Below are 207 nucleotides of genomic sequence, written 5' to 3'. Positions count from 1 at the left end.
GAAGATGCTGGTAATGCAATGGCTGAAGAACTAGGCGCAATTGTTGAAGGCAGTGCGGCGACCTTCAAGCTTTGGGCACCAACCGCGCAAGATGTAGAACTCGTTCTATACAGTGAAGATCTGCTAAGTTCACAAGTAATCCCGATGACGGAAAACACTGAGACAGGCATTTGGGCGACTGATGCCGTGTCTAATGCAGTGAACCTG

1 protein-coding gene is annotated in these 207 nt (G+C 49.3%); it reads left to right on the top strand.

Features of this window, described 5'->3' with window-relative positions; all coding sequences use genetic code 11:
- The coding region (locus tag AB4486_RS25485) for a hypothetical protein (RefSeq protein WP_372119510.1) at nt 1-207 on the top strand (207 nt) is incomplete at both ends.

Origin of the sequence: Vibrio sp. 10N.222.55.C6 (assembly GCF_041473395.1) — a bacterium.
Taxonomy (GTDB): Bacteria; Pseudomonadota; Gammaproteobacteria; order Enterobacterales; family Vibrionaceae; genus Vibrio; species Vibrio crassostreae_C.
The sequence above is the reverse complement of the archived record's forward strand: the minus strand, read 5'-3'. Positions and strand labels throughout refer to the sequence as shown.